At 63.9% G+C, this 22,935-nt stretch carries 18 protein-coding genes; 6 read left to right on the top strand and 12 right to left on the bottom strand.

What is annotated here, in order from left to right; all coding sequences use genetic code 11:
- Nucleotides 1-26: 26 nt before the first annotated feature.
- The 4 genes from NKI16_RS28635 to NKI16_RS28650 are packed head-to-tail and all read left to right on the top strand — an operon-like array spanning nt 27 to nt 4,763.
- On the top strand, nt 27-1,211 hold the full coding sequence (locus NKI16_RS28635; RefSeq protein WP_352621992.1) for an LLM class flavin-dependent oxidoreductase: 1,185 nt from the start codon (nt 27-29) through the stop codon (nt 1,209-1,211).
- 9 nt (nt 1,212-1,220) lie between these two features.
- Nucleotides 1,221-2,258 (top strand): ABC transporter substrate-binding protein, encoded by a 1,038-nt coding sequence (locus NKI16_RS28640; protein WP_352621994.1) that lies wholly within the window; start codon nt 1,221-1,223, stop codon nt 2,256-2,258.
- Between the two features lie 16 nt (nt 2,259-2,274).
- Entirely contained in the window at nt 2,275-3,495 is a 1,221-nt protein-coding gene (locus NKI16_RS28645) for an acyl-CoA dehydrogenase family protein (protein ID WP_352621996.1), read from the top strand.
- Nucleotides 3,496-3,503: 8 nt separating this feature from the next.
- Nucleotides 3,504-4,763: an FAD-dependent oxidoreductase gene (locus NKI16_RS28650; protein ID WP_352622121.1), complete on the top strand. Its 1,260-nt coding sequence runs from the start codon at nt 3,504-3,506 to the stop codon at nt 4,761-4,763.
- A gap of 31 nt (nt 4,764-4,794) precedes the next feature.
- Here the strand turns inward: NKI16_RS28650 and NKI16_RS28655 are convergent, their stop codons facing one another.
- Nucleotides 4,795-5,886: a rhodanese-like domain-containing protein gene (locus NKI16_RS28655; protein WP_352621998.1), complete on the bottom strand. Its 1,092-nt coding sequence runs from the start codon at nt 5,884-5,886 to the stop codon at nt 4,795-4,797.
- Nucleotides 5,883-7,244 (bottom strand): LLM class flavin-dependent oxidoreductase, encoded by a 1,362-nt coding sequence (locus tag NKI16_RS28660; RefSeq protein WP_352622123.1) that lies wholly within the window; start codon nt 7,242-7,244, stop codon nt 5,883-5,885. Before NKI16_RS28660 ends, NKI16_RS28655 begins: the two co-directional genes overlap by 4 nt.
- A gap of 181 nt (nt 7,245-7,425) precedes the next feature.
- Between NKI16_RS28660 and NKI16_RS28665 the strand changes: the two genes are divergently transcribed.
- Nucleotides 7,426-8,850 carry an FAD/NAD(P)-binding protein gene (locus tag NKI16_RS28665; RefSeq protein ID WP_352622000.1) on the top strand — a complete coding sequence of 475 codons (1,425 nt, stop codon included), beginning with the start codon at nt 7,426-7,428 and terminating at the stop codon, nt 8,848-8,850.
- A 79-nt stretch (nt 8,851-8,929) separates the two neighbouring features.
- Here the strand turns inward: NKI16_RS28665 and NKI16_RS28670 are convergent, their stop codons facing one another.
- Both NKI16_RS28670 and NKI16_RS28675 read right to left on the bottom strand, forming a co-directional pair.
- The gene (locus tag NKI16_RS28670) at nt 8,930-10,525 is read right to left on the bottom strand and encodes an ABC transporter substrate-binding protein (protein ID WP_352622002.1); all 1,596 of its coding nucleotides are present in this window, start codon (nt 10,523-10,525) and stop codon (nt 8,930-8,932) included.
- Nucleotides 10,526-10,622: 97 nt separating this feature from the next.
- Nucleotides 10,623-12,218, bottom strand: a complete 1,596-nt coding sequence (locus NKI16_RS28675; protein ID WP_023679442.1) for an ABC transporter substrate-binding protein — start codon at nt 12,216-12,218, stop codon at nt 10,623-10,625.
- A 342-nt stretch (nt 12,219-12,560) separates the two neighbouring features.
- Here NKI16_RS28675 and gcvA point away from each other — a divergent pair, with 342 nt between their 5' ends.
- The gene (gcvA, locus tag NKI16_RS28680; protein WP_023679440.1) at nt 12,561-13,571 is read left to right on the top strand and encodes a transcriptional regulator GcvA; all 1,011 of its coding nucleotides are present in this window, start codon (nt 12,561-12,563) and stop codon (nt 13,569-13,571) included.
- Nucleotides 13,572-13,606: 35 nt separating this feature from the next.
- On the opposite strand, the gene NKI16_RS28685 is transcribed toward gcvA, so the two are convergent.
- The 8 genes from NKI16_RS28685 to NKI16_RS28720 form a co-directional block, all read right to left on the bottom strand.
- Nucleotides 13,607-14,467 (bottom strand): NADPH-dependent oxidoreductase, encoded by an 861-nt coding sequence (locus NKI16_RS28685; protein WP_023679439.1) that lies wholly within the window; start codon nt 14,465-14,467, stop codon nt 13,607-13,609.
- Nucleotides 14,468-14,536: 69 nt separating this feature from the next.
- A complete protein-coding gene (locus NKI16_RS28690) occupies nt 14,537-15,613 on the bottom strand; it encodes an LLM class flavin-dependent oxidoreductase (RefSeq protein WP_023679438.1) in 1,077 nt (358 codons plus the stop codon).
- Nucleotides 15,614-15,687: 74 nt separating this feature from the next.
- A complete protein-coding gene (locus NKI16_RS28695) occupies nt 15,688-17,043 on the bottom strand; it encodes an LLM class flavin-dependent oxidoreductase (protein WP_023679437.1) in 1,356 nt (451 codons plus the stop codon).
- The gene (locus NKI16_RS28700) at nt 17,040-18,221 is read right to left on the bottom strand and encodes an acyl-CoA dehydrogenase family protein (protein WP_352924033.1); all 1,182 of its coding nucleotides are present in this window, start codon (nt 18,219-18,221) and stop codon (nt 17,040-17,042) included. Before NKI16_RS28700 ends, NKI16_RS28695 begins: the two co-directional genes overlap by 4 nt.
- 4 nt (nt 18,222-18,225) lie before the next feature.
- The gene (locus tag NKI16_RS28705) at nt 18,226-18,567 is read right to left on the bottom strand and encodes a DUF3088 domain-containing protein (protein WP_023679435.1); all 342 of its coding nucleotides are present in this window, start codon (nt 18,565-18,567) and stop codon (nt 18,226-18,228) included.
- Nucleotides 18,568-18,574: 7 nt separating this feature from the next.
- Entirely contained in the window at nt 18,575-19,930 is a 1,356-nt protein-coding gene (locus NKI16_RS28710) for an LLM class flavin-dependent oxidoreductase (protein ID WP_352622008.1), read from the bottom strand.
- A 15-nt stretch (nt 19,931-19,945) separates the two neighbouring features.
- Complete coding sequence (locus NKI16_RS28715) at nt 19,946-21,121, bottom strand: acyl-CoA dehydrogenase family protein (RefSeq protein ID WP_023679433.1); 1,176 nt, start codon at nt 21,119-21,121, stop codon at nt 19,946-19,948.
- A 24-nt stretch (nt 21,122-21,145) separates the two neighbouring features.
- Complete coding sequence (locus tag NKI16_RS28720; protein ID WP_023679432.1) at nt 21,146-22,585, bottom strand: NAD(P)-binding domain-containing protein; 1,440 nt, start codon at nt 22,583-22,585, stop codon at nt 21,146-21,148.
- Nucleotides 22,586-22,935 lie beyond the last annotated feature (350 nt).

Below are 22,935 nucleotides of genomic sequence, written 5' to 3' on the forward strand. Positions count from 1 at the left end.
CCTTCCTCCACCCGAGAAAGTTCGCCATGACGCTCGCCCACAAGCCTGGTTCCATCGTCGGCACGCCCTTCTTCAAGGCGCCGACCGACTATCCGGACAGCCCGCTGTCGAAAGCACTTCAGCAGCCGGTGCTGCTCGGGCTGTTCCTGCCGATCCAGGCCGGTGGCTGGACCAACTCGACGCTGCCGCGCTCGACCGACTGGCGCTTCGACTACAATCGCGATCTGACGTTGAAGGCCGAGGAGCTTGGCTTCGACCTCGTCTTCGCGCTCAGTCAATGGCTGCCCAAGGGCGGCTATGGCGGCGTTTTCAACGGCCAGGCGCTGGACAGTTTTGTGTCCGTGGCGGCCATGGCCGCGATCACCAAGAAGATCATGCTGATTTCGACCATGCATGTTCTCTACGGCCCGTGGCATCCGCTGCATCTGGCGAAGTTCGGCGCCACGCTCGACCACATCTCCGGCGGCCGCTGGGGCATCAACGTGGTCACCGGTCATCGCGCTGTCGAACATGAAATGTTCGGCTGGAACCGCATCGAGCATGACCGCCGCTATGAACTCGCCGCCGAATTCGTCGAAGTGCTGCAGCGGCTGTGGCAGGATGATGAGAATTTCTCCTTCTCCGGAGAATCGAGCTGGAAGCTCAATGGCGGCTTCGTCACGCCGAAGCCGAATTACGGCAGGCCGATCCTGGTCAACGCCACTGGCTCCGATGCCGGCATTTCCTTTGCCGGCCGCTATTCCGACATCGTCTTCGTCACCAGCCCGGCCGGCTCCGACATCGCCAGCGCGCTGGAGGCGCTGCCGGCGCATACGGAGAAAGTGAAGGACGCGGCCCTTGGTGTCGGCCGCACCGTGCGCACTCTGCTCAATCCGCTGATCATCAGCCGGCCGACCGAGAAGGAAGCCTGGGCGGTCGCCGATGAGATCGTCGCCCATGCCGACAGCCGCACGCCGAAAGGCTTCCAGACCTTCAACAGCGACGCCCAGGCCTGGAAAGGACGCGAAGGCCGCGACGACCCCTACGCCAAGGTCGGCGGCAACATCTACCTCATCGGCACGCCCGAACAGATCGTCGACCAGTTCGTCAAGTTGAAGGACGCCGGCATTGACGGCCTGCAGCTGTCCTTCTTCGATTTCAAGCCTGACCTCGAATTCTTCGGCGAGAACATCCTGCCGCTGATGAAGCAGGCTGGCCTGCGCAACACCTAAGGAGCCATCATGACCGCGACTGGGATCTCCGAAATCTGGTACACACGCTGCCCGGTGCCGACGCCTGTCGGGCTCGCCGCACAGCTCGGGCTTCTCGACGAGACCTTTCGCAAGGAGGGGATCGAATTGAAGTCGATCATCGATTCGCCCAATCGCGACATCCGCCAGAGCCATTTCAACCACACGCTCGACTGGTCGTTCCGCCACGGCGGCAACGTGCCGCCGATCCGCGCGCGGTCCGAAGGGCGCAAGACGCGTCTCGTCGGCATCACTTGGACCGACGAATTCCAGGCAATTATCGCCCTGCCCGGTTGCGGCATCAGGACAACCCAGGACCTGAAAGGCCGCCGCTTCGGCATCGCCCGGCGCCCCGAAGGCATCGTCGACTTCATGCGGGCGACGGCGCTGAAGGGCCTGGTCTCGGCCCTCTCGCTCGAAGCCCTCAGCCATGGCGACGTCGAGATCGTCGACATAGCGTTGGCCGACAGCGTTCTCGACAGCCAGGAAGGACCGTCGCTGTTCGGCCTCAAGCGCAAGCAGGCCTATGGCGAGGAAGCCGCAGCCCTGATCCGGGGCGAGGTCGACGCCATCTATGTGAAGGGCACGGCCGGCATCAACGTCGCCAATCTGATCGGCGCCATCCAGGTCGCCGAATTCGGCTTCCACCCCGACCCGAACATCCGCATCAATTCCGGTTCGCCGCGGGTGTTGACCGTCGATGACCTGCTGGCCGAGAAACGCCCCGATCTGGTCGCGCGACTGATCGAGACCATCCTGCGCGCCAGCGCCTGGGCCGAGGCGCATCCGGAAGAGACGAGGCGCTTCGTCGCCCGCGAAGCCGGTGCCACCGAGGAGCAGGTGCTGGCCGCCAACGGCCCGGATGTCCACAAACATCTCGGCCTCGGACTGCAGCCTGAGCTGGTCGGCGCGATTTCCCACTACAAGGATTTCCTGCGCGACTGGGGCTTCCTCGCCGGCGACTTCGACGTCGAGGCCTGGGTCGATCGACGACCCTTCGATCTGGTCGATACGCGCGCCGCCGCCTGACAGGAAAGCCAGCATCATGACCTCCACGATTTCAGGATTTCCGGAACTCCTCGACAGAGTGGCCAGCCTTGCCGACAATCTCGCGCTGACCGCCGCGCATCACGACGCGACCAGGGAATTCCCATTCGCCAATTTCGACCGGCTTCACCAGGCGGCGCTGCTTGGCCTGGTCACGGCGCGCGAACATGGCGGCTTCGGTGGCGGGCTGACGGAAGCACAGGCGGTGATCGCCGAGATTGGCCGTGGCGAGCCGTCGACGGCGCTGGTGCTGGCCATGCACTACAACAGCCAGTATGCGATGCGGAAATCCGGAAAATGGCCGCGCCATCTGGTTCAGCGGATTGTCGAGGCCGGCCGTCTTGGCCCTGCTTTGATCAACGCCGCGCAAGCCGAGCCGCGGATTGGCTCGCCCGCCCATGGCAAGCCGCCCGAAACCATTGCCCGGCGCGACGGCAATGTCTGGCGGATATCCGGCCACAAGAACTACGTCACCGGCATTCCTATTCTGAAATGGGTGAACTTGCTGGCGCTGACCGACGAGCCGCAGCCGCGTCTGGCTTCATTCCTGGTGCCGACCGACGCGCCCGGATTGCGCGTCGAAAAGACATGGAACGCCGCCGGCATGCGGGCGACGGCCAGCGACGACATCATTCTGGATAATGTTGCGGTTCCTGCCGAAGACATCACCGAGGCGCAGCCGGCATCCGAGCCGCTGAGGCGCGAGGAAGGCGCGACGGCGTTCTTCTTTTCGCTGATCGGCGCTGTCTACCACGGTGCCGCCCGTGCTGCCCGTGACCGGCTTGTCTCCTTTGTCAGCACGCACGCGCCGGCAAGTCTTGGTGCGCCGCTGTCGACCGTGCCGCACATCCAGACAGGGCTGGGCGACATAGAGGTTCGGCTTGCGAGCAGCGCGCGGCTGCTGCGTTCGCTCGCCGAAGATGTCGACGCCGGCCGGCCTGTGGGCACCGACGGCATGACGGTCAGGCATGTCGTCATCGACAATGCCGTTGCCGTCACCTCGCTGGCGCTGGAGCTTGCCGGCAATCCAGGCCTTAACAGAGATTTCCAGCTTGAACGCCACCACCGTGATGCGCTGACCGCCCGTTCCCACGCACCGCAGAACCACATGATCCGCACGATCGCCGCCAAGGCGGCGCTCAGCCGCCATGCTGCCCGTCACGTGGCCGAGCCGCCGGCTGTTGCCGCTGTCAAACCCAGGCTCAAGGCGGTCGGGTGAGCGACGCCATGATCTCCGAACATGTCGAAGTCGCTATCATCGGCGCAGGCCCCGGTGGCCTGACACTGGCGCAGGGCCTGAAGAAGGACGGCGTCAGCATCGCGGTCTTCGAGAAGGATCGCGCTCGCACCGACTATGTCCAGGGCTTTCGGCTGCGCATCCGCCAGCGCGGCATCGGTTCGCTGATCGCCAATTTGCCGCCGGAACTCTACGAGGCTTTTGTCGCCACGCTCGGCCAGGCGCCGGACCGCAACATCCTGCTCGACGAGAATTTCGAGACGTTGGGCGAGGACGCCTGGGGCGGCAACGCACTCGGCGAGGCCGACGACACCCATATCGAAAAATCGGTGAGCCGCATCACGCTGCGCCAGGTGCTGCTGTCGGGCCTCGACGGCATCGTGCGCTACGGCAAGATCTTCTCCCGCTACGAGGAGCAGCCGGACGGTTCGGTAACGGTGCATTTCGAGGATGGCTCTTCAATTCATGCCGACGTGCTGGTCGGCGCCGACGGCGCCCGCTCGCGCGTGCGCCAGCAACTGGTGCCGCATGCGCGAAGCTTCGACACCGGCGTCAGGCGCCTGGCCGGCAAGATGACGCTGCATGCCGCAGCCCTACACCAGATTTCGCCGCTGCTGCTCGACTACAATGCCGGCGTCAGACCGACGGAAGGTCATGGGCTGATGGTCACCAGCCACCGGGTCGATGTCGAGGCATTTCGGAAGCATGGGCTGATCGGGCTGGACGACGACACCCACAAGGATATTTCCGGATTCCATTTCAACAACACCACCAGCTATGTCTGGTGGAACACCGCATACGAGAAGGACGAGCTCGCCACGGATGACGCGCTGGCAAAGCTTTCCGGTTCAGAGCTGCTGGACCTGCTGATCTCGAAGATCGGCCACTGGCATCCGGAGATCCTCAACCTCGTTCGCTACACCGACCCGTCGACGGTGGCGCTGCTGCATGTCCACAGCTCAGAGCCTGTCGATCCCTGGCCGACGAAACGAGTGACACTGCTTGGCGACGCCATCCACGCCATGACCTATTTCCGCGCACTCGGCGGCAACACTGCGATCTACGACGCCGGGCTGCTGGTGCCGGAGCTTGTGTCCGCCAGACGCGGCGAGAAGCCGCTTGTCGAAGCCTTGTCGGATTATGAGGCGAAGATGCTGGAACACGGCGGCAATGCAGTGCGCTCTTCACTGACGGCGATGCAGAAGAATGTCCTCTCAGGCCGCCGCCGTCAAAAGGAAGCCGCCGAATAGCGGCCTCCAAAATCACCCGACAGTTCTTCCTCTACGCCGCTTCAACCAGGCTGGCCGACTGGAAGTCATGCAGGAGGATGGCGATCTCGAAGCCGCGGCGCTGCAGCCAATGCGCCGTCGTCGCCGCGCGGACACCGAGCAGATCGTCGATCAGCACGACGCGGGCGCCGCGCACGGCGATGGTGCGATAGGCGACACCGAGCAACTGCCCGCCCTCAGACGCGATCGACCCCGGAATATGCGCTTCGGCGAACTCGTCGGGCGTGCGCACGTCAAGCAGGTAGGTCGTCCGCTTTTCGTCCTTCGCCCAGTTCGCGGCCGTGGCCGCATTGATGCGGGGAAAGCTGTCGCCTTCGGCAAGCTTTGCGATGTGCTCCCCGGCGAAACGCTCGGCATCCTCGCTTGCCGGACCATAGATTGCGGTCTTGCCGGTTTCGAGTGCAAGACCGGCCTCGCGCCATGCCTTGGTGCCGTCGTGCAGATAGGCGACCCGGTTGGGCACGCCGGCATCGATCAGTGTCTGCGCCCCGATAATGGCGCGCGGCAGGCCGGCGCAGGAGACGACAACCTGCGTGTCCGGCGACGGCACTAGGTCGGCGAAGCGCAGCACGAGTTCGGCACCAGGCACGCTGATGGCGCCCGGCACATGGTCCTTTTCGAACTCCGCCACCGTGCGGCTGTCGAGCACCACCACGTCGGCGCCTCGGCCTCTGAGCACTGCGAGCTCTTCAACGCTGACGACCGGGGTCCCCTTCTCGTCGCGGATCGCCAGCGAAAAATCGACGCCCCGTGTATCGAAGGTCGGCGGGTCTTCAAAGCCGCTTTGCGTCCATTCCGGAATTCCACCGTTCAGCGAAAACAGCTGGGTACGGCCATACCCCACCAGTCGTTCGACAAGTTGCTCGGCAACGCCGCTGCCGTCGTCCGCCAGCACGGTGCGCACCGATTTGCGCGGGATGAAGCGGTCGATCTCGGCCTCGACCTGAGCCGCGGGCAGGTTGGTGGCGAACAGCGGCGATGCGTTTCCGACAGTCGCGCTGTCGCGAATGTCTAGCACCGCCAGTTCTTCGCCATCCGCCAGCCATTGGCGAAACATTTTCGAATCGATCGTCCTGTCGCTCATGATGCTTTCCTCTCTTGCTGTTCAGCGGCGCCACGGATCGGACGCGCAAGGCCGAGGTTCTCGCGCAACGTCCCGCCTTCGTAAGCAGTCCGGAACAGACGCCGCCGCTGCAGCTCCGGAATGACGAGGTCGACAAAATCGGTGAGGCCCGTCGGCAGGATCGGCGGCATGACGTTGAAGCCGTCCGCCGCGCCACCGGCGAACCACTCCTCCATCATGTCGGCCACATCCTTTGGCGTGCCGACGATCTGGAAATGGCCGCGCGCGCCGGCAACGGCGAGATACAATTGGCGGATGGTCAGGTTCCGGCTCGCGGCCAATTCGGAAACGACTTTCAGGCGGCTCTTCACGGCATCGGAACTGCCCAGTTCCGGCAACGGTCCGTCGAGTGAATGGCCGGAAAGATCGACACCGCCGAGCAATCCTGAAACCAGCGCCACACCAACCACTGGATCGACCAGGCGCTGGATCGCATCGAACTTGCCCTCGGCCTCCGTGCGTGTCGGCGCGACGACCGGGAAGACACCGGGCATGATCTTCAAGCTGTCGGCGGAGCGGCCAAACGAGCCCAGCCGGCCTTTCAGTTCGCCGTAAAAGCCGCGCGCCGATTCGATGGTCGGGTGGGCGGTGAAAACCACCTCCGCCGTCCGCGCCGCCAAGTGCTGGCCGGCATCGGACGAGCCCGCCTGGACGATGACGGGATGGCCCTGCGGTGGGCGAGCGACGTTGAGCGGTCCCTTGACGCGGAAATGCCGGCCGGCATGGTTCGGGGCGTGGATGCCGCGCCGGTCGATGGCGATCCCCGAAGCCTTGTCGGCGACGAAGGCATCGTCGTCCCAGCTGTCCCAAAGCTTCTGCGCGACAGCGACGAATTCCTCGGCGCGGGCGTAACGGTCGGCATGAACGGGATGCTGGTCGAGGCTGAAATTCGCCGCCGCCGGCGCATCGGCTGAGGTGACGACATTCCAGCCTGTCCTGCCGCCGCTGAGATGATCGATCGAAGCGAACAGCCGCGCCAAGTGGAACGGCTCCCAATAGGTGGTCGAGGCGGTCGCAACGAGCCCGATCCCTTGCGTGATGGTCGAGAGCGCCGACAAAAGCGTCAGCGGCTCGAAATGCACGACATGGCCGGTGCGCTCGAAGGTCTCGATCGGCTGCTCGCCATTGCGCGCGCTGAGACTGTCGGCCAGAAACACCATGTCGAACAGGCCACGCTCGGCAGTGCGCGCGGCGTCCGCATAGTGCTGAAAGCTCAGGCCCGGATTGGCAGGCACATCGGGATGGCGCCAGGCAGCGACATGATGGCCCGGTCCGCGAACAAAGGCTCCAAGCCTTATCTTTCGATTTTCAGTCATCAGCGGTTCTCGGGCTGGTCGCAAAGGGCGTTCCTATCTAGCGCCTGCCAAACCCGCTGAGTGAAAGAATGCCTTTCGCCAGCTGGCAATTATTGTTTTTTGACATCGGGTTACGGGAAAGCACGATGATCGTTGCCGGGGCGATGGGCTAGAGCCACGACCACCGGCGTCGCAAAGGTTCTTGATGCTTCATACCCCTTCCTCCCCTCGCTCAATCATCATTGTCGGCGGTGGCTTTGCCGGTGCGGTCACAGCGATCAAATTGCTTGACCATTCGACCGAGCCGCTGGCGGTCACCATCATCGAGCGCCGGGCCCAACTCGGCCGCGGTGTTGCCTACAGCACCTGCGATCCGAACCATCTCGTCAACGGCGCGGCGCGCATCTTCTCGCTGCATCCGGACGATCCCGATCACCTCGTTCGCTGGCTTATGGCGAATGGGCCGGAGCACGGCTGGACACCGCCCGAGGATGTCCCGGACTCAAGCCCGCCGCGCTGGCTGTTCGGCAGCTATGTCCAGTCGGAACTGACGAGAGCGATCAGAGAAGCAGACCCGCGTTCGTCGCTGCGCCACATCAACGCATCCGCCGTCGACATGCTGACCGGCCCGTCAGGGGTATGCGTCGGCACCAGCGATAGCCAGCAATTGCTGGCCGATGAGGCGGTGCTGGCAACCGGGGTGTTCCAGAGCCAGCCGTCCACCACGGAAGCAGCCGTCGTCAGCGATCCCCGTTACGTCGCCAATCCCTGGGATTCGGCGGCGCTCGATCGGCTCGCCGGCAGCAAGGAACTGCTGCTGATCGGCTCCAGCCTGAGCATGGTCGACGTCGTCGCCAGCATGGAAGCGCGCGGCTTCAAGGGCGGTTATCGCGTCGTGTCGCGGCGCGGACAGATCGTCGAACCTCGGCGCAACACGGAAGCGTGGCGCGATTTCCTCGCCGGGCGGCCGCTGCCGAAAACCACCAGGGCGCTTCTCGCACTGGTCAAGGCCGAACGCCGGGCAATCGAAACCACCGGCCTGGACTGGCAAGGGCTGCCGCTGACGATCCGGCCGTGGATCCTGGCCTTGTGGCAAGGCGCCACCGACAGGGAGCGCTTGAAGTTCGCACGCCATCTGCGCGCCTTCTGGGATGTCACCGCGCACCGCGCGGCGCCACCGAGCTTTGAGCGCGTGGCACTGGCGCGAAGCCAAGGCCGTTGGACGGGTGGAGCGGGACGGGTGCTGGCACTCCATCCGCAGGCAAATGGGATCGTCGCTGAAATCCGCTGGCGCGATACCGGCGCGGTCGAACGGCTGCGCTTCGACGGCGTCGTCAACTGCCGCGGCCATCAGGAGCATGACTGGCGGCGGATCGCCGATCCATTCGTCCAGAACCTGCTCGAAAACGGCATCGTCAGGCCGCATGCGATCGGCTTCGGCATCGACGCCACGCATGACGGCCAGGTGATTTCCTGTGATGGCGAGACCCATGGCAATCTGTTCGCCATCGGCCATCCGCTGCGCGGTGTCGCCTGGGAATCGAGCTCAATCGGCGAACAACTGGCGCAGGCCATAGCCCTTGCCGGCCTTCTGGTCGGCGCCAGCCCAAGGCTGCGTGCTTTGGCCTGAAGTTACCGGCTTTGCGAAATGGAAGAAACGAAAAGGCCGCAGCTCGATGCGGCCCTTCTCTCATGATTGCCCGGCAGATTTAGGCGTTCGGGTCGAGATAGGCGTCGGCGAAATTCGCTGACAGGCCTTCGGCGCCAGGCGCGTAGTTCTTGACGGTTTTGCGGGCGATGATGATGGTCGGTGGCGCGATCAGATTGATGATCGGCAATTCATCGGCGATGATCTCCTGGAACTTGAAGAAGAGCTGCTTGCGCTTGGCCTCGTCGAGCTCGACCGATGCGGCTTCCAGCAATCGGTCAACCTCCGGGTTCTCATAGTGCGCGCCGTTGGAGAACGGCAGCCCTTTCTTGATGTTCTTCGACCAGTAGAGCCGCTGCGCGCCGGCGCTCGGATCGAAGATGTTGCCGCAGGATTCCGTCGACAGGTCCCATGTGCGGTCGGTGTAGATGGTTTTGACATAGGTGCCGAAATCGAATTTTTCGATCTCGGCATCGATGCCGATCTTGGCTAATGCCTGCTTGAGGAAGTCAGCATAGCCCCACGGGTTGTAGGGATTGTTGGTGAGCCTGAGCTTGAAGCGAATGCCGTCCGCTCCCCGCTTGAAGCCGGCCTCGTCGAGCAGTTTTTCCGACAATGCCGTATCGACGGTCGCGGCCTTTACGTCGGGGTCGAAATACTTCTTGTTGACGACGCTGATCGGCGTCGGCGAGACTTGGCCATAACCGTAAAACACGATTGCATTGACCGCGTCGAGGTCGATCGCGTGCGCGATTGCCTGACGGACCTTCTTCTCCTTCAGGATCGGGTTTTCGAGGTTGATGATCAGTTGGTGCAGCGGGCCGCTATAGGTGAAGACCGTGCTGTCGACGACGAATTGCGGCAGCGCGTTGAAACGCTCCAGATCGGCGAAGGCCACAGGGTTCGGTCCGATGTCGACCTCGCCCGTTTCGAGCGCCGCGGCGCGCGCGCCCGGATCGGTGATGAAGCGGAAAATGATCCGGTCGAGATAGGGTTTAGGCGCATCCCAATAGGTCGGGTTCTTTTCGACGAGGATGTGGCTGCCCTTCACCCATTCCTTCAGCACGAACGGCCCGCTGCCGATGATCTGCTCGAAGGACGGATCGTCAGCCGGCTTCAGCTTCTCGTAAATGTGTTTGGGCACGACAGGCGATTCCGTCGCGGCCAGCCCCGAAATCAGGGCGGCGGACGGCTTCGACAATTTGATCTTTACGATATACGGGTCCGACGTGTCGATGTCGGTGACGTTCTGGAAGGTGATGCGCCCGCGCGGATGCGCTTCGCGCAGCCGGGAGATCGAAAAGGCCACGTCCTCGGAGGTCAAATCATGGCCATCGCTAAACTTCACCCCCTGGCGCAGCTTGAAGACGTATTCGAGCCCGTCGTCGCTGATCGACCATTCGGTGGCCAGTTGCGGTCGCGGATTGAGATCGTAGTCGTAGGCGAGCAGGCCGTCGAAAATCTTCGGACCGATGGTGGCCGGTCCGCCAGCGCTGGTGTTGATGGAAACGATCTGGTTGGGCTCGGGATAGTAGACGAAGTTGAGCGTGCCTCCGGCCACCGGCTTTGCGTCTTCTGCGAATGCCCCGGCGGGAAGTGCTGCACTCGCGCCGGCCAGCAGCAGGAACTGATTGAACAGGCGTCGGTTGATGGTCATGGTCGGTACTCCGAATTGGCGCGATTTATCTTTCATGGAGAAAAGTCGGGATCGTCGTTTTCACGCGCCGGTCCCAACCAGAGGGCTTGCAGAACGCTTAGGCGTTTGGCGCGAGCCATATCTGCGCGAAGCTGTTGTTGATCCCCTGAGCGCCGGGCGCAAAATCCCGGACCTTCTTGTTGGCGACGATCTGGGCGCCGGCGGCGACCAGATCGACCGACACCACGTCGTCATGGATGATGTGCTGGAATTTGTGCCAGAGCTCGCGCCGCTTGGTCTCGTCGGGCTCGATTGCCGCGGCTTCGAGGATCTGGTCAACCTTGGGGTTTGCATAGTGGCTAGCGTTGGAGAAGACGAGGCCGATCTTGAAGTTCTTCGACCAGTAGGCGCGCTGGACGCCGAGCGTCGGATCGAAGGTGTTCGACAGCGACTCGACCACCAGGTCCCAGGCGCGGTCGGTGTAGACGGTCTTCAGGAACGTCGACAGGTCAAGCTTGAGGATCTCGGCATCGATGCCGACCGTCGCCAACGACTGCTTGATGAAATCGGCATAGGACGCCGGCAGGAACGCGTTGTAGGCAAGCCGGAGCTTGAAGCGCGTGCCATCGGCGCCACGCGGATAGCCGGCGTCGTCGAGCAGCTTCTCCGCCAGTTTGGTATCGGGCTCGCGCGCCTTGATGCTGCGGTCATACCATTTGGGCAGCGCCGTGCTGATCGGGCTCGGCGATACCTGCGCATAACCGTAGAGCGCGATGTCGACCAGCTTCTGCAGGTCGATTGCGTGGGCGATGGCAAGGCGCACATCGCGCTTGGTCAGGATTTCGTTCTCGTAGTTGAAGAACAATTGCTGCTGTGGGCCGGAATAGGCGTAGGTGTTGGTGTCGACGACCAGAGCGGGGTTTGCCTTCAGCCGTTCGATGTCGGCCAGCGGCACGGGATTGGCGCCGATATCGATCTCGCCGGTTTCAAGAGCCGCCGAACGTGCGGCCGGGTCGAGGATGACGTGCAGGACGATGCGGTCGAGGTAGGGCCGAGGCGCGTCCCAATAATCCGGATTGCGGTCGAAGATCAGATGGCTGCCGGGCACCCATTCCTTGAGAATGAAGGGACCGGTGCCGATCGTCTGTTCGAGCTTCGGCTGTTCCGCCGGCTTGAACGTTTCGTAGACGTGCTTCGGCACAATCGGTGATTCCGAGCTGCTCAGTGCCGTGATCAGATAGGGCGCCGGCTTTGAAAGCACGATGATGGCGGTGTGCGGATCGGGCGTCTCGACCGCGGTCACGTTTTGGTAGGTGATGCGGCCGCGCGGATGCGCCTCCTTCAGCCGGAAGATGGTGAAGGCAACGTCTTCCGACGTGAAGTCCTTGCCGTCATGCCATTTGACGCCCTCGCGCAGTTTGAAGGTGTAGCGCAGGCCGTCATCGCTGATCGACCACTCCGTCGCCAGCAGCGGTTTCGGGCTGAGGTCATAGGCGAAATCAAGCAGACCTTCATTCACCTTGGGACCGATCGCCTGGCCGGTGCCCGACGAGGTGTTGATTGCAATCAGCGACGTGGGGTCGGGATAGTAGGCCCAGTTGAGCGTGCCACCCTGGACCGGCGTTCCTTCGGCAGCGAAGGAAACCCCGGGCAATGCGAAGCTCGCACCGCCAAGCAACAGCAGCTGGTTGAAATGACGACGATTGACAGACATGGCCTTGAGCTCCGGAAAACGGCTTCGATGGCATCCGGCGGCCGAACACACTCCGGCGCCTCGACGCGATGATCTCTGCCACGCCGCAAAACCGGAAGAATGATTTTCTATCGTCTGCCGAAAGCACCGCTTCGCACGACCGTTTCATTCCAGGATCTGGCAACGCTGCTCGACGCCCAAATCAGCGCTCCGATCTTATTTCTACAAGAATTGTAGACATTACGATTTTTTAGATTTCCGTTCCCGCTGCCGCGACGCTGCGGCAAACGAAATTTTCCACCGAGCACTTTAGCGCAAAGCCCGCCCTCGTCGCGCCCGGCCTGAACGTGTTGAATGCGCTCTATGGTCGATCTCATTCGCGCAAAATCAAGGAAGCTGCGGCCGACGTTGGCGAGGCTTCCGCCGCTGACGTCGCTTCGCGCTTTTGTCGCAACCGCCCGCCACCTGAGCTTTACGCGGGCGGCCGAAGAACTCCATGTGACGCCTGCCGCCATCGGCCAGCAGATCCGCCTGCTCGAGGATCACCTCGGTCAACCGCTGTTCCATCGCAACCGCGGCGAGCTTCTGCTGACGTCGGCCGGCCAGGCGCTGATGCCCGGCCTCACCGAGGCTTTCGACGTCGTTGTCGAGTCGGTCGCGCGGATTTCCGGCGACGAGGAGGATGCGCCGATCAAAGTGTCGGTCGCGCCCTCCTTCGCCAGCAAATGGCTGATCCCGCGCCTCGACGCACTGCGCGACGCGGTACCCGGCCTAGAAGTGCTGGTCAACGCATCGACCAGGCTTGCCGACTTTGCCAGCGAAGACGTCGACTGCGTCATCCGCTACGGGTCGGGCGCCTATAGCGGCCTGCTGACGGAACGGCTTTTTTCGGAAGCGGTGCTGCCCGTCTGCAGCCCGGAATTTGCTCGCATGCACGGTCTCTATCGCGGGCCGGAGGGCCTGCGTGAAGCGCCGATCCTGCATGAGGACGGACCGGAACGCGATCCAAGCTGCCCCGACTGGAAGGGCTGGCTGAGATCCAACGGCCTGTCCGGCCGGCTTGTCGAGGGCGGCATACGGCTTAGCCAGTCCTCGCTGGTTCTCGACGCCGCTGCTGCCGGCAAGGGCATCGGTCTTGGCAAATTTCGGCTGGCCGAACCCGACCTTGCCGCGGGGCGTCTGGTCAGCCCATTCGGCTCGCCGCAGCCGGTCGAGTTTTCCTATTATTTCGCGACGACGCCGCACAAGGCGAAGCTGGCGACGGTCGAGCGCTTTCATGCCTGGCTGAAGGCCGAGGCGCGTCGGCTTGGCGCGCTCGACTTCACGCCGCCGGTGCCGCTGCCGGCTCGCATCGCCATCGTCGCTGCGGAATAGTCTCACCTCGGTCTCTCGCGAGCAGGCGCGCGCCCCTATTTGAGTTTGAAGCCGAGCGCTTTAAGCGCTTCGCCCAGGCGATCACGGCCTTTCAGCGCTGCTTTGCTGCCGATGCGGTTCGACATCAACTCCGTCCAGTCGACCACAGGCATCGCCTGCTCCTGCTGGAATGAACGAAGCGTCCGGTTGTAGGTTGCAAGATCGTCCGGATCGAGGTCTGACTGATAGCGCTCGCGGTGCAGCACCACAGCCTGGGGCAGTCTGGGCTTGATGTCAGTCGCAGCCAGGAGATCGGGATAGCCGACGGTCAGGCCGAACACCGCCACGGTTTCCGGCGGGAGGCCGAGTTCGCGCGCCACCTCCTGCGGATGATTGCGCATCGCGCCGATGTAGCAGGAGCCGAGCCCGAGCGCATCGATCGCCACCACCGCATTCTGTGCGGCAAGTGCGGCGTCGATCACGGCCAGCAGAAGACTCTCTTGGTAGTCGAGGCCCTCGCCCACCCGTCCGTTTGCCTCGGCAATAGCGCGCAGGCGCGACAGGTCCGCCAGCCAGACCAGCACCAGCGGCGCCTGCTCGATATGGCGATTGACCGCCGCCAGTCCGGCAAGCCGCGCCTTGCGCGCCGGATCCTCGACTGCGATGACGCTCCACGCCTGGAGATTGGAAGAGGTCGGGGCCGACTGGGCGGCAGCGACGATCAGTTCGAGCGTGCCATCCGGCAGCGGCTCGACGAGATAGTTGCGGACCGAGCGATGCGAAAGGATCGCCTCGAGGGCTTCGTTCCAGTTGCCGGTATGCGCGCTTTGCGGCGCTCGATAACGCCGCCGTAGCGCCGCTTCACCACGTAGGTCGGCGTCGGAAGGGCGGATGCTGAAGGCGGCCGGCTGTGACATTTTCTTCCCTATTTGGCAATCTGGCTTATTCGGTGTTCTGACGACCCCAGGTCATTCAAGAAGCGCGGCTTAGGCCCCATTGCGCAATAGCGGAAGCAACTGATCGCCTTGCCGCTTGATCTCGGAAAGATACGGCGTGTCCGAGAGCACGAAGTGTGTGATGCCCAGATCCCGGTACCTGCCGAGCGAGCGGGCGACGTCGGCGGCCGAGCCGACCAGCCAGGTGGTGCCGGCGCCGCCGCCGCCGTACTTGCCCGGCGCCGTATAGAGGTTGTCGTCCAGCACCTCGCCGCGCGCGTGCAGATCGAGCAGCCGCTGCTGACCCACCGCTACCGCCCGACCGTGATCGTTCCAGCCGGCGCCCTTGCCCTTGGCTATCTCGTCGACCTTCGCCTCGGCGTCCGCCCAGGCCTGCCCGGTGGTGTCGCGGACCAGCGTGGTGACCCGCAACCCGAATTCCAGAGGCGGGAGGTCTCGGCCAAGTTCCCTGCTCAAGGCTTTGAGCCGCTCGATCCGCTCCCGGACGCCGTCGAGCGGCTCTCCCCAGAAGAGCTGGACATCCGCCTCGCTGGCCGACACCCACTCGGCCGCCTCCGACGCGCCGCCGAAGTAGAGCTTGGGATGGCGACGATCGCCACAGACATGGATGCGGGGCATGACGGTCGACCCGGTGACCCGGAAGTGCTCGCCCGCAAAGGTCACGTTCTCTTCGGTCCAAAGTCTGCGAACCAGCCGCATGAACTCTCTGGTGCGGGCATAGCGATGTATCTGGTCGCCTTCGCTATCTCCATATGCCGCGAGGTTGTCCTTGCCTGACACTATGTTGATACGCACGCGACCGGCGGTCAGCTGGTCGAGCGTGGCTACGGCGGATGCGAAGTGCGCCGGCCGCCAGTACCCCGGGCGGATCGCGATGAGCGGCTCGAAGGAGGTGGTCCGCGCGGCGAGGGAGGCCGCGACAGTAAAAGTGTCGGGCCGACCCCAGCCGGTACCGATCAGCGCGCCCTTCCAGCCATGCTCCTCAAGCGCCTTCGCGTGGCTGGTCAGCGTCTCCAGGCTGTTGTGGTCCTCGACGGCCGGCTCGCCGCGGTGACCGGGATCGACCTGGTTCGGGATGTACCAAAGAAATTCGGTATCAGCGCTCATTGTCGGGCCTGTATTTTGGCCGGGCATGGAGGTCAATGGCAGGACCTTCCGCTCCGTTGTATTTTGATGATCACTCAAAGGGCTGCCCCTAGCAGCCCTGGCGCCTTGCTCGGCTGCGGTGCAAAGCGGCTTTCGGGCCGGGCAAGGCCGAGATGGTCGCGCAGCGTGCGCCCTTCATATTCCGTTCGGAACAGCCCTCGCCGGCGCAGGATCGGCACCACCGTATCGACAAAGACCTCCAGTCCGGTCGGCAGCACGTCCGGCATCAGGTTGAGGCCGTCGGCGGCGCCGGCGACAAACCATCTTTCGATATCGTCGGCGATCTGCTCCGGCGTGCCGACGATGGTGCGGTGGCCAGTGCTGCCGTTCAGCGCCCGGATCAGCTGGCGAACCGTGAAATCATTGCTGCGGGCGAGCGCGAGCGTGGCCTTGAAGAAGGTGTGGCCGCCGTTGGGGGGCAGTTGAGTCCCTTCCGGCAACTTCTCGTCCAGCTTCAATCGCTCGCGGTCGATGCCGAGCACGCCGGACAGCCGCCCAAGGCTGTAGTCGAGCGGAATGCGATCCCACAGCTCTTCTTGCCGCCGCTCCGCTTCCGCCTCTGTGCTGCCGATGATGGTGGCTAGGCCGGCGAGGTTGAGCGGCACGCCGCCGGTGCGGCCATAGGCGACGGCACGCGCCTTAAGTTCCCGCGCATAGCCGAGCGCTTCCTCGAAAGATTGCGATGCGGAAAACACGGCTTCGGCGTGGCGGGCGGCGAGGTCCTTGCCGTCATCGGACCCGCCGGCCTGGACGACCACCGGATGCCCTTGCGGCGAACGCGGCACATTGTGCGGCCCGTGCACCGAGAAATGTGCGCCCTTGTGGTCGATGGCGTGAACCTTGGTGGCATCGACGAAGCGCCCGCTGGCGACATCACCGATGAAGGCATCGTCCTCCCAGCTGTCCCACAATGCCTTGACGATGTCAGCGAATTCCGCCGCCCGCTCGTAGCGCCGGCCGTGATCGATGGCACCGTTGAGGCCGAAATTGCGGGCCGAGGCGGGATCGGCCGTGGTGACGATGTTCCAGCCGATGCGTCCGCCGCTGACATGGTCGAGCGTCGCGAAGCGCCTGGCGATATTGTAGGGCTCGTTGAAGCTGGTTGAAGCGGTGGCGATCAGGCCGATGCGCTCGGTTGCGGCGGCTACCGTCGCCAGCACGATGGTCGGCTCCAGCGACGTGATCGGACGATAGTCAATGCGGTCCGATATCGCCGCCTGGTCGGCAAGGAATACGGCGTCGAGCTTTGCGCGCTCTGCGATCTTCGCCACCTGCACATAGTGGTCGACGGTGAAGGCGGCATAGGGGTCGACGCCGTCCATCCGCCATGCCGCCGGCGAGAAGCCGGCATGCAGGATGTTGACGTTGAGATGGAGCTGCCGGCCGCTCATCGAAAGACGCCGGGCTCGGGATAAGCGCCGGTCAGATACCAGGTGCCGACGGTGCGGGTCTTGTATTCGGCAGGGTTGTGCAAGGTGTGAATGCGTGCGTTGCGCCAGAAGCGGTCGAAGCCGTATTTGCGCACTGCGGAGCGGGCACCCATCACCTCGAATATCTCGGTCGTGACTTCGAGCGCGACATCGCCTGCCAGCACATTGGCCGCGGCGACGGCAACCGCCGCCTCACCGCGTTCTTGCTCGGTCAGCGCCTTGCCGCGCGCGATCGCATGATCGATCGCCGCCCCCGCGCGATCGGCCAGCGCCGTCGCCGCCCGCGTCTTGACCCAGAGCTCGCCATACTGCCGCTTGATCCATGGATCGTCGATATGGCGCTCGACGCCGGAATACATCCACGGCCGCGAACTGTTGAGCGTATAATCTCGCGCCGCCAGCAGCGCGCCCTGGGCCGTGCCGACAAAGACATTGAGCAACACGCTCTGCTGCTGCAGCGGGCCGATAGTGCGGATTGGCAACGACGCGTCGACCCAACCGCGCACCAACTCGCTGTCGTGGATCCTGACGTCCTTGTAGGCGACCTTGCCGCTGCCGGTCTGCGTCTGGCCGATGCCGTCCCAGTCGTCGAGAACGGTGATGCCTTCGCGGTTCGCCGGGATCGCCGCGAATTTCCTCTCGCCGCTGACCTCGTCTTCCCACGAGGTCGAAAGATAGTCGGCGACATGCGAGCCGGAGGCGAAGGGTTTGAAGCCGTTGACGATCGTCCACTCGCCATCTTTGCGGCCGAACAGCGTTTTGGAAAAACTGTTGCCGGTGTTGCCCCAGAACCAGTCGCCGGCAGCCCAACGCCGCAGCAGATCGGCTGAGCGCGGTTCGTCCGAATTGAGCCTGGCGGCGATCAGTGCGCTGAAATGGTAACCGTAAATATGGCCGATCGAGCCGTCGACCTTGGCGAACTCGCGCCCGATCTTCAGCGCTGTCGAATAGGGTTCGCCGGCGCCGCCGAATTCCTTGGGAATGACGATGGTGAGCAGGCCGCTGTGCTTGAGCATCCGTATCTGTTCGACGGGTCTGCCGCCAAGCTGGTCGCGCTCGACCGCATCGCGGGCAAAGATGTCGCGCAGCTCGACCGCCTTGGCAATCCATGGATTGGACGTATCGGGATCGAAGGTCATCGTCTCACTCATGCAGATGAGCGAAGCCGTGGCGCTCGGCAAGCAGTGCGAGAATACGCCTAGTATCGTCGACGAAGACCTTGCCTTTGGCCGTCGGCAGGCCGGCGGGCGGATCGCTGCCGATGATCAGCACCGGCAGCGACTGGTGCCGTTCGCCGAGCGCATCGATCACCTTGCCTCTCGGCCTCGAAAACGGCACGCGCTCAACGTCGAGCCTGGCGGCGAGATCGGGAAAGGCTGCGAGCAATCCCTCAACCTGGTTGCAATAGGGGCAGACGAACGTCTGGCCCGGCTGCTTTGGGTCGGCGAAACCCGGCTGGATGAGAAAGAGCGTGTCGCGCGCCATTGCCGGCCTACTCCGCAGCCGCCGCGGCATGCCGCGAAAAGCGGTTTGCCGGCCGCTTCAGGCCGAGATTGTCGCGCAAGGTGCTGCCCTCATACTCATCGCGGAACAGGCCACGGCGGCGCAGTTCCGGCACCACCAGCTCGATGAAATCCTTCAGGCCGCCGGGCATGATCGGCGCCATGATGTTGAAGCCGTCGGCACCGTAATTCTCGAACCGCTCTTCCATGGTGTCGGCGATCTGTTGCGGCGTGCCGACCACTTGCCAGTGGCCGCGGGCGCCGGCGATGCGCAGATAGAGCTGCCGGATCGTCAGACTCTCGCGTCGCGCCAGATCGATCACCAGAGCCTGCCGGCTCTTGCCGGCATTGGTCTCCGGCAAATCCGGCACCGGCCCGTCGAGCGGATAAGCGCTGAGGTCGAAGCCGCCGGCCAGCGCCGAGACCAGACCGAGGCCGACTTCCGGCTGGATGAGATCCTGCAGCTGTTCGAACTTCTCCCGCGCCTCGGCTTCGGTGCGGCCGACGACCGGGAAAATGCCTGGCAGGACTTTCAGGTCATCCTCCGAGCGGCCATATTTGCCGAGCCTGCCCTTGACGTCGGCATAGAAGGCGGTGGCTTCGTCGAGCGTGATCTGCGCCGCGAAAATCGCTTCCGCGGTACGAGCCGCCAGCTCTTTGCCCGGACCCGACGCCCCGGCCTGGACCACGACCGGATGGCCTTGCGGCGTTCGCGGCGTGTTCAGGGGACCACGCACCTTGAAGTGCTGGCCCTTGTGGTTCAGCACATGCAGTTTGTCCTTGTCGAAATAGCGCCCGCTTGCTCTGTCGCGCGGGAAGGCGTCATCTTCCCAGCTGTCCCACAGGCCGAGCACGACATCGGCGAATTCCTCGGCGCGGTCGTAGCGCTCGCCATGCTGGATATGCGTCTCGTGACCGAAATTGAACGCTGCCTCCGGATCGGACGAAGTGACCAGATTCCAGCCGGCCCGCCCGCCGCTCAGATGGTCGAGCGACGCGAACTGGCGGGCCAGATTGTAGGGATCGGAAAAACTGGTCGACGCCGTGGCGATGAGGCCGATATTCCTGGTCACAGCCGACAGTGCCGACAGCAGCGTGATCGGCTCGAACGGATAGACGCCGCTATGCGCCTTGCGACTGGCGGCCTCCAGATCCTTCAGCCGCGCCGCCACGCCGTCGGCAAAGAAGATGGTGTCGAACTTGGCCGCTTCCGCCAGCCGGGCAAGTTCGACATAGTCGCCGAGGCTGGTCCCCTCGCCTGCCGCCGGATGGCGCCAGGCGGCCACATGATGGCCGGTGAAAAGAAGAAACGCTCCGAGCTTTAGCTTGTCCTTGCGCCTGGCCATTTTTTTCCCGCCTCCTCAGCGGTACAGTCCGCCGGCCGGCAATTCCCCGGTCAGCAACCAGGTGCCGATCGTGCGCTTCTTGTATTCGGCGGGGTTGTGCAGCGTGTGCGTGCGCACGTTGCGCCAGAACCTGTCGTAGCCGTTGGCCTTGGTGGCCGAACGGGCGCCCATCACCTCGAAAACCTCGCTCGACGCATCGAGGCCGATTTGTCCGGCGTAGACATTGGCGGTGGCGAGATCGATCGCCGTCTGCCCGCGCTGCTCCAGGGTCAACGCCTCGCCCTGGCCATAGGCGGCGTCGAGGCTTCGCGCCGCAATATCGGCCAGTTCGGCCGCGGCGAGCGTGCGGATATAGAGGTCGCCATATTTGCGTTGCACGAACGGATCGTCGGTATGTTTCTCATAGCCGGAATAGACCCAGGGGCGCGATTGCGAGATCGTATAGTCGCGGCCTTCGCTCAGCGCTCCTTGCGCGCTGCCGACGAACAGGTTGAGCAGGACCGCCTGCTGGAACAGTGACGTCAGCGTCTGGAACGGCGTCAGCGGCACCGCTGGCGAGCCGATCAGTTCGTCGTCGCCGACATGCACGTCCTTGAATGTCACCTTGCCGCTGCCGGTCTGCCGCTGGCCGACACCATCCCAGTCATCCTCGATGACGATGCCCTCACGGTCAGCCGGGATTGCGGCTGCCAGCCGGTCCTGACCGTCCTCCCAGGCGACCTGGATATAGTCAGCGATGTGCGAACCGGAAGAGAACGGCCTGAAGCCGCTAAGGATCCAGCCCTTGCCGTTGTGCCTGGCCGTCGACGTCTTCGACATGGCGTTGCCGGAATTGCCCCAGACCCAGTTCTCCCTTGCCGAGCGTGTCAGCAGCCGGTCCTTCTGCGCCTCCGTGCCACGGAACAGCACGCCATTGAGCGGCAGATGATGGTATCCGTAGAGATGGGCGAGCGAGCCGTCGGTGCGGGCGAATTCGCGCACGACGCGCAGCACCGACAGCCAGGGTGCGCCCTTGCCGCCATAGCGCTTGGGAATCTGCGCCGACGGCAGGCCGCTTTCCTTCAGCAGACGGATTTGCTCGACCGGCCGCCCGCCGGCCTTGTCGCGCGCCACGGCATCCCGATCGAAGATATCGCGCAGTTCGACCGCCGTGGCGACGAACGGGTCGGAAAGGTCAGGGCTGAAGGTCATCGGCGTTTGTCCATGGAAATGCGTCTATTCCGCCGCGATGGTCCGCGCCGGCCGCCAGACGGAAGCGGCATAGGCGTCTTCGCCGAACTCGGCCGGATGGCTCCCGGTTATGCGACTCTCATGGCTGTCGAGATCGGCGAGGAAGAGATCGCGGCTGATGCGCGCGACCACAGCCGGCACATCGCGCCTGATCGACGGCACATCGCCGATCGGCAGGCCGAAACTGACAAAGCCGCCGGGATTGAAGACATGGATATTCCTCAGGAATGGCGCCTCCCCCGGCGCCTTCTCGAGAAATTCATGGCCGAGGCCGAGATAAGGATGGGCGCCGAAAAACTCATCCCGCTCTGCTTCCGACGGCGCGTACTGGTCGCGCCATAGCCGGATGGCGGTGGCGAAATCGGCAAGTTCCGGCTTGCGGGTCGGGTCGGCAAAATAGCCGGTACTGGCGATGACGAAGTCGAAGGCAAATGTTTCGCCGGCGATCTCGGTGACGACCTTGCCGTCTTCGACATCCGCATTTGTCCAGGGGGCACCGAGATGGAGATGAAAATTCTGGTGCCGCACCGCCCGCTCCACCGCATCGAGCGGTGGCGTCGAACCGGCCTCGCGGAAGCGCAGCGCCTGGCGCCAGCGCACCGCAACGGGCAGCAGCGGATAATTGTCATAGGCCCCGGGATAGCCGCGCACGCGGTTGATCGGCACGCTGGCGATGCTGGTGCGTCTGGCGAACAGACGCACCGATTTCGCGCCGGCCTCAAGGGCAGCTCCGGCCGCATCGAATGCCGAAGCCGCCGACCCGACGACAGCGATTGCCTTTCCCTTGAGCGAGGCAAAATCGATTGCCGCCGAACTGTGTGCGACAAGGCCCTGCGGCAAGGCGGCAAGTACCGCCGGTATCACTGGACCGCCGCTGCCGCCAAATCCATTGGCCAGAATGATCTTGCGCGCCGTTTCGACCGATGGCGTGCCGTCGGCTTCGAGGTGGAGGCGAAAATGCCCGCCAGCCGGCTCGATGCGAATGAGACGTGTGCCGTAACGAATGCCGATGCCGAGAAAGTCGCGATACCATTTCAGGTAGTTCGCCCAATCCGTCCGTACGATGCGGTCGAAACCGGCATAGGCTTCCGCACCGTGGCGGGCTTCGTACCAGGACTGAAAACTCAAGCCCGGCAAGCCGAGTTCCGGCCCCGGCAAGCCCTTTGGCGTTCGCAACCGGTTCATCCGCGCATGGGAGAGCCAGATGCCAGCCTTGCTCTCGTCCGGCGCGGCATCGATGACCGTAACCTTGCCGATGCCGGCGCGCCTCAACGCGAAGGCAAAGGTGGCGCCCGTCTGCCCGCCGCCGACGATGAAGACATTGTGGTTGATGCCCTCGCGGTCCGGCACCCAGTTCTGCGGATCAGGGCCGATCAGCCGAAGTGTTTCATGGGCGTGGAAATCTGGATCGGATGGTAAAGCCATTTGGGCTCCGGCTGAAGTTCAAGCGTCGCGCCAAACTCCGCCCCAGTCGGCAAACAGTCCAGAAATGTCTGCTTTGATTGCCCGGTAGTTTTTTTCACTTGCATCCGATTTCACAATCGGGAGCGCCATCGGGCAAATGGAGATCGGAGCTTCCAGGAGACGCGATACTACCCGGCCAGCGGATGACCGGGCCGCAGCCGCGGTCTACGGACCGCCGCGGCCGGTGCAATTGGTGCCGGTATTCCGCTCGCGACTGGAGCGGCGATTGGCGAAGGGTCATGAACCTGCAAGCGGATGGATCCACACTTTGCTCCGCACAAGGGCATTTTGAGACTACGGCCGAGTTCAGA

It is taken from the genome of Mesorhizobium sp. M0698, assembly GCF_040320455.1.
In the GTDB taxonomy this organism is placed as follows: domain Bacteria; phylum Pseudomonadota; class Alphaproteobacteria; order Rhizobiales; family Rhizobiaceae; genus Mesorhizobium.

What these genes read in the sequence shown, in the direction of transcription:
- NKI16_RS28635 (WP_352621992.1), top strand. Translation starts at nt 27, where the DNA reads ATGACGCTCGCCCACAAGCCTGGTTCCATCGTCGGCACGCCCTTCTTC.
- NKI16_RS28640 (WP_352621994.1), top strand. Translation starts at nt 1,221, where the DNA reads ATGACCGCGACTGGGATCTCCGAAATCTGGTACACACGCTGCCCGGTG.
- NKI16_RS28645 (WP_352621996.1), top strand. Translation starts at nt 2,275, where the DNA reads ATGACCTCCACGATTTCAGGATTTCCGGAACTCCTCGACAGAGTGGCC.
- NKI16_RS28650 (WP_352622121.1), top strand. Translation starts at nt 3,504, where the DNA reads ATGATCTCCGAACATGTCGAAGTCGCTATCATCGGCGCAGGCCCCGGT.
- NKI16_RS28655 (WP_352621998.1), bottom strand. Translation starts at nt 5,886, where the DNA reads ATGAGCGACAGGACGATCGATTCGAAAATGTTTCGCCAATGGCTGGCG.
- NKI16_RS28665 (WP_352622000.1), top strand. Translation starts at nt 7,426, where the DNA reads ATGCTTCATACCCCTTCCTCCCCTCGCTCAATCATCATTGTCGGCGGT.
- NKI16_RS28670 (WP_352622002.1), bottom strand. Translation starts at nt 10,525, where the DNA reads ATGACCATCAACCGACGCCTGTTCAATCAGTTCCTGCTGCTGGCCGGC.
- NKI16_RS28675 (WP_023679442.1), bottom strand. Translation starts at nt 12,218, where the DNA reads ATGTCTGTCAATCGTCGTCATTTCAACCAGCTGCTGTTGCTTGGCGGT.
- gcvA (WP_023679440.1), top strand. Translation starts at nt 12,561, where the DNA reads ATGGTCGATCTCATTCGCGCAAAATCAAGGAAGCTGCGGCCGACGTTG.
- NKI16_RS28685 (WP_023679439.1), bottom strand. Translation starts at nt 14,467, where the DNA reads ATGTCACAGCCGGCCGCCTTCAGCATCCGCCCTTCCGACGCCGACCTA.
- NKI16_RS28690 (WP_023679438.1), bottom strand. Translation starts at nt 15,613, where the DNA reads ATGAGCGCTGATACCGAATTTCTTTGGTACATCCCGAACCAGGTCGAT.
- NKI16_RS28695 (WP_023679437.1), bottom strand. Translation starts at nt 17,043, where the DNA reads ATGAGCGGCCGGCAGCTCCATCTCAACGTCAACATCCTGCATGCCGGC.
- NKI16_RS28700 (WP_352924033.1), bottom strand. Translation starts at nt 18,221, where the DNA reads ATGACCTTCGATCCCGATACGTCCAATCCATGGATTGCCAAGGCGGTC.
- NKI16_RS28705 (WP_023679435.1), bottom strand. Translation starts at nt 18,567, where the DNA reads ATGGCGCGCGACACGCTCTTTCTCATCCAGCCGGGTTTCGCCGACCCA.
- NKI16_RS28710 (WP_352622008.1), bottom strand. Translation starts at nt 19,930, where the DNA reads ATGGCCAGGCGCAAGGACAAGCTAAAGCTCGGAGCGTTTCTTCTTTTC.
- NKI16_RS28715 (WP_023679433.1), bottom strand. Translation starts at nt 21,121, where the DNA reads ATGACCTTCAGCCCTGACCTTTCCGACCCGTTCGTCGCCACGGCGGTC.
- NKI16_RS28720 (WP_023679432.1), bottom strand. Translation starts at nt 22,585, where the DNA reads ATGGCTTTACCATCCGATCCAGATTTCCACGCCCATGAAACACTTCGG.